Origin of the sequence: Streptomyces sp. NPDC048275 (assembly GCF_040652275.1) — a bacterium.
Classification (GTDB): Bacteria; Actinomycetota; Actinomycetes; order Streptomycetales; family Streptomycetaceae; genus Streptomyces.
Genome location: NZ_JBEZLR010000202.1, coordinates 1 through 5,007 on the forward strand (window position 1 = coordinate 1; position 5,007 = coordinate 5,007).

3 protein-coding genes are annotated in these 5,007 nt (G+C 64.4%); all 3 read right to left on the reverse strand.

Annotation, left to right across the window (positions count from 1 at the left end; all coding sequences use genetic code 11):
* Nucleotides 1–259: 259 nt before the first annotated feature.
* Nucleotides 260–703, reverse strand: coding sequence for a hypothetical protein (locus AB0D57_RS47060; protein WP_362088666.1), 444 nt, complete (start codon nucleotides 701–703; stop codon nucleotides 260–262).
* A 254-nt stretch (nucleotides 704–957) separates the two neighbouring features.
* Nucleotides 958–1,683: a hypothetical protein gene (locus AB0D57_RS47065; protein WP_362088667.1), complete on the reverse strand. Its 726-nt coding sequence runs from the start codon at nucleotides 1,681–1,683 to the stop codon at nucleotides 958–960.
* Between the two features lie 381 nt (nucleotides 1,684–2,064).
* Complete coding sequence (locus AB0D57_RS47070) at nucleotides 2,065–4,464, reverse strand: proprotein convertase P-domain-containing protein (RefSeq protein WP_362088668.1); 2,400 nt, start codon at nucleotides 4,462–4,464, stop codon at nucleotides 2,065–2,067.
* Nucleotides 4,465–5,007: the final 543 nt, after the last annotated feature.

The window sequence follows — 5,007 nt, forward strand, 5'->3', positions numbered from 1 at the left end:
AAGCGCATCGGACCGGACCAATCGAGACGGGGATCAGTTCGGCCCGAGATCTGGCACGGGGCCAGCAAGATCACGATCTACAGCTGGAGTACTAGTAGTTCAGCCACAACCAGGCGTCGATGGCGAATTGGCGGAGGTCCACAGCATTTCCCATCTCTCGGCCCCACACCGGAAGGCGAAGTACCCACCAGCGGATGAGAGCGGGTGCGCTCGCGTTCAACTCAGCCGACACACCTCAGCAAGATCCCGTTACGAGCTCTTACGGTGTGAGCTTTTGCTTCCCCTCCAGAATAGCGATCGCCCATTTCGTCTTCTCACTATCGGGCGAAACGGTCAAGCTCTGCTTGACTCCTTTGTCGATGAAGACGTGGCCGATGGCGACAGGGCTGCCGCACTTGACCTGCACTGGGTCAGAGGTCCCGTCCCCAAGGGAAATCCCACCCTTTCCTTCGCACCGCAAGTGGACGGTGTAAACGTCCCCTTTTGAATGGAAGGGCTCGACATCCTTCGTTCCCGATCCAGAAGTGGCCGGGACCAAGTAGTCAGCCTCCTTCGGTAGCTTCAGATCAAGCGTTTCGCTCCCGGTCGAAGCCTTAGAAACCGGCTTAGCGTTATCCTTTTTTTCGGCCTGTTTGTTTCCGGATGTGCATGCTGAAAGAACCAGGGCAAGCAGCACAGGGGCGACGAGTGCAACCTTACGCATTGATGATCTCCTAAAGGTGTGTGCCCCGGACTCCCTAGCTAGGGTGGTCCGGGGCACCGTCTGGCACTGGCTAGCTAGTACTACAGCCGGGGGTTCGGCAGAGAGTGGAAAGCGGTGAACTCGCCGCCACTCGCCGCCCTTGGAAACGTCCTGGCTGAGGGCTTGCACTCCCGAGAACACCTGACGCTCCATCAGGGAACAGGCCGCAGGAACAGGGCTGTGACCTGCAACGATGCGAACGACCGGCTGTAGTACTAGTCACTGATGACCCAGCCCTCGCGGTACGGAGCCCAGATGGTGCTGTACTGCTTGTTGGTGATGGTGCAGTCGCTTTGGACGCGGGCCTTGTAGCCGTACACCTTCTCCTTCTTGATGCCGTAGTCGCCGTATACGGTCTTACCCGCCTTGACCTTGCCATAGGCCTCGACTCCCAACTCGGAGGTCCAGGACTTCTTTGCGGAGACTTGATAGTCGGTCTTGACCTTTCCCAGCCACAGGATCTTGGCCTCGGTGCTCAGGGTGACTGAACCGCCGATCTCGGTCGTGCCGGATTTCTTCGAGGTGAACTTCCAATCCATGCTGGTGCTGCGCTTGTTTTGTACGAAGGTGCTGTACTTGACGGACATCGTGTTCTTCAGGTTCTGGGTGACGTGCACGAAGTTGTACGGGGCACCGCAGTACTGTCCGGAGGGCGAGGAGATGTCGTCGTCGCCGGTGATGACCGCATCGGGAAGGTCCGGGCCATCGGCCTGACCGGGCAGGTCGAGTTCCTCGTTGAGTTCGTCGATGGACTCGACACCGTCGAGGATCTCTCCGCCTTCGGACGGAACGTCGCCGATCTCGTCGGGCACAATCTCCGAGCCTTCGGCGATTACCGGCTCGTCGATCGGCACGTCGGTGTCCGCGAATGCCGGGGAAGTCGCGCCCCCGAGGATCAGGATGCCGACTGCGCCGGCCGCAAGTCTGGTACGAACGGACATTGGTGTCCCCCCCCATAATTCTTACGCGTTCCCCATCGGAACTGCGTCTTGAAAAGAATTCTGGCACGCCATCCGTCCCCCAGTCGGAAAACTTCGAATGCTTGAGTTAGATCTGAGCTTCCCGCATCGCGACAACGTTGCCTCTCAATGGAAATGAAAAAGACGACTCGCCCAGCCAGGATGTCGTGCCCGCCCCGGGCGATGACACGCTCGAGCTCCAGGAGGCGTCGTCGGTGACACAGACGGAGCCGCAGCAGGCCAGCAGGATCCGCGGTGTCACGGACACGACCGTGGCCACGACAAGCCCCGCAAGGGGCTGCGCCCCGCACCGGGAGAGGTGCGAGGGCGCAGGTGAGGGGCCCGTGCGGGTGCCGGGGCGGCTCAGAACCGCACGACGAAGTTGTTGACCGTGCCGGTGTCGCCGAGGCCCACGTCGTCCACGCGGAGCTTCCACCAGCCGTTGACCGGCAGATCGGTGGCGTCGACCGTGTAGACCTTCTTCAGCGTCCCGGCCCGCCCGGGCGAGCCGTTGTCCTTGAGCAGATGCATGGAGCCGTCCGGGGCGAGCAGATGGATCTTGAGGTCGGCCAGGAACTCGTGCTCGACGTGTACATACACCTGGAGCTTGTCGGAACCGACGCCCGACAGCCCGGACGCCTTGGTCCAGATCTCGGTGTAGTTCTTGTCCGGGATGGCCTTCACGGTCTGGTTCTCGTACGACGGGAACCCGAGCGACCAGCCCCTGAGGTCACCGGTGGACCCGGTCGCGGAGTCGGTCACCTTAAGCGTCCAGGTGCCGTTGGCGACCGCCTCGGTGGCGTCCACGCCGTACGTCGTCTGGAGTGTGCCGCCCGCCTCGGAGCCGTAGGGCTTGAGCGTGTACGACTGTCCGTCCGGGCTCTGCAGGATCAGCCGCAGGTCGCCGATCCTGGTGTGCGTGAGGTTCGCGTACACCTGGAGCGGACCGGCCGCGTTGCCGTCGATGTCGGTGACGTTGATGGTGGAGGTGAGGGTGCCGGAGTCCGGAATGGCCTGGCTGGTGGTCTGCTCGAACGGTGTCGGGAAGATCAGCGACCAGGTGGTCAGCGCGCCGGTGTCGCCGTCGTCGGTGTCGGTCATCCGCAGCGTCCACTGGCCGTTGGCGACCGAGGCGGAGGCGTCGACCGTGAACTCCGCGACGATGTCGTCCGTGCCGTCGGAGGTGCTCGCGGCCTTGAGCAGATGGGTCGTACCGGCCGGCGAGACGAGCTCCAGTTTCACGTCGCCCCGGTAGGCGTGGGTGATGTTGACGAACGCCTTGAGGTTCTTCGGCGCGTTGCCCGGGTATTCGGCGACGGTCACGGGCGAGGTGACCGTGGCGCCCGCCGCGGTGGCCGTGGCGTCGGGGATCGCGATGTCCTTGTCGTTGTCGACCTGGAAGGCGCGGGGCTTCTTGTCGGCCTCCGGCTTCGGCTCGATCGCGGCGACGGCCTTGCCGACGTCGATACGGGGCACGGTGACGCCCGCCTCGTCGGTGATCAGGGTGCCGCTGGTGGCGAGCAGTGAGACCAGGCTGGAGATGCCCTCGGTGGGATAGGCCTGCCTGAGGACGGCGAGGGCGCCGGCGACGTGCGGCGTGGCCATGGAGGTGCCGCTCTTGGAGCCGTAGCCGCTGATGACGGAGGAGACGATGTCGTTGCCGGGGGCGAAGAGGTCTAGCAGCGGGCCGCGGTTGCTGAAGGAGGCCACCTCGTCGTCGTCGGTGGTGGCGCCGACGGTGACGGCGCTGGAGACACAGGCCGGGCTGTTGACCCTGTTGCTGAATCCGTTGTTGCCCGCTGCGACAACGGTGGCGACTCCGGCTTCCAGCAGAGCGTCGATCATGGGCTTGCGCACGTCGGATGCGCACGCAGAGCTGTACTGTCCGCCGCCGAGGCTGAGATTCGCGGCGATCACCGGAGTTCCGGCTTGCTGGAGTTGCAGAACCTTCTCCAGTGCCCTGACCTGGGCGCTGGCGAAGCTTTTCACGCAAGGGGTGTTGCCCTCGCCGCAGTAGTCTTCGGAGTCGAACTTGCTGAACACCTGAATTGCGATCACGTCGGCGCCCGGGGCGACGCCCGAGACGGGCGCCCCGGTGATCCCCGTACCGTCGCCCGCCGCGATGCCCGCGACATGCGTGCCGTGCTCGCACTCGGTGATCGTCGCACACGATCCGACCTCGGAGTCGGCCGTGCCCGGCCCTTCCTCAGCGGCTGTTCCTTGCGGACACAGGCTGGTGGCTGAGTAGGCGGGGTCGATCGGCGAGAAGCACGCCTCGGCGACGACCCGGTCCTTCAGGAACGGATGACTGGTGGCGACTCCCGTGTCGATGACGGCGATGGCGCTCCCGGCACCGGTCTTCCCGGCCTTGATGGCCTGATCGCCACCGATGTGGGGCACGCTCTCGTCCAGCGTGGGCTCGGAGAGGGTGTCCTCGCTGACGCTCACCACACCGTCCTGGGCGGCGAGTTCGTCGAGCCCGGACCGGTCGACCCGGAGGGTGATCATCGGCAGGGACGAGAAGGACATCAGCGTGTCACCGGTACTCGCGGCGCTCGAGAGATCGTCGCGGCTCTCGGTCACGACGTTGACCCGCACGGTGTCCCCGTCCGCGGTCTCCTCGTAGAGCGGTGGATCGACCGGGTCGCCCTCGGTCGTGGCCGTCGCCGTGATGCTCTGCGACGGGACAGCGTGGGCGGGTATCGCGCCGAGGCCCACGGTCATCACCGAGGTGAGGACCGCCGCCCATATCCGTCTCTTCATGGCACCCTCGAAAGACAAACAGGCATGGCAAAGCCAGCGGAAGTGTGTGAAGGAAGAATTCGACTGAACTGAGAAAGCCGGTTGGGCAGAGTCAGCAGGAAAACGCCTTGCGTGCGAAAGAGAGGCACCACTTTTCAGCAGTGCCCACGCCCCCCTGCGCCCGGATTCGCCTCTCCCCTTCGGCGTCCCCGCGCAGATTGATCCTTCCACGGGGTGCGGGCGTCGAGCGAGAGGATCTCGCGTCTTCTGAGGTTCACTTGAGACTTGCTTCAGCTGAGGGTGTCAGGCGGCGGGAATGCGCGGGTCGCGGACGGACACCCGGGTCCAGCCGACCAGGTACGTCGTATGCCCCGTCAAGACCGGCAGGAGTACGACGGTCAGGGCGGCGTGGACACCGACGAGCGCGGCACGCGCACGTGCATCCGTACCGCAGAAGCCGTCGAACCGGCGCCCTAGTGTCCTGAGTCTCAGAAGCGCTGCATAACTAGGGCTTGGGGCTCGGCAAGCGGTTGAGGTAGCCGGCGAGGCGTTCGAAGATCTCGT

Bases quoted from the DNA above. Each gene is read 5' to 3' on its own strand.
- AB0D57_RS47060 (WP_362088666.1), bottom strand. From the start codon at position 703: ATGCGTAAGGTTGCACTCGTCGCCCCTGTGCTGCTTGCCCTGGTTCTT.
- AB0D57_RS47065 (WP_362088667.1), bottom strand. From the start codon at position 1,683: ATGTCCGTTCGTACCAGACTTGCGGCCGGCGCAGTCGGCATCCTGATC.
- AB0D57_RS47070 (WP_362088668.1), bottom strand. From the start codon at position 4,464: ATGAAGAGACGGATATGGGCGGCGGTCCTCACCTCGGTGATGACCGTG.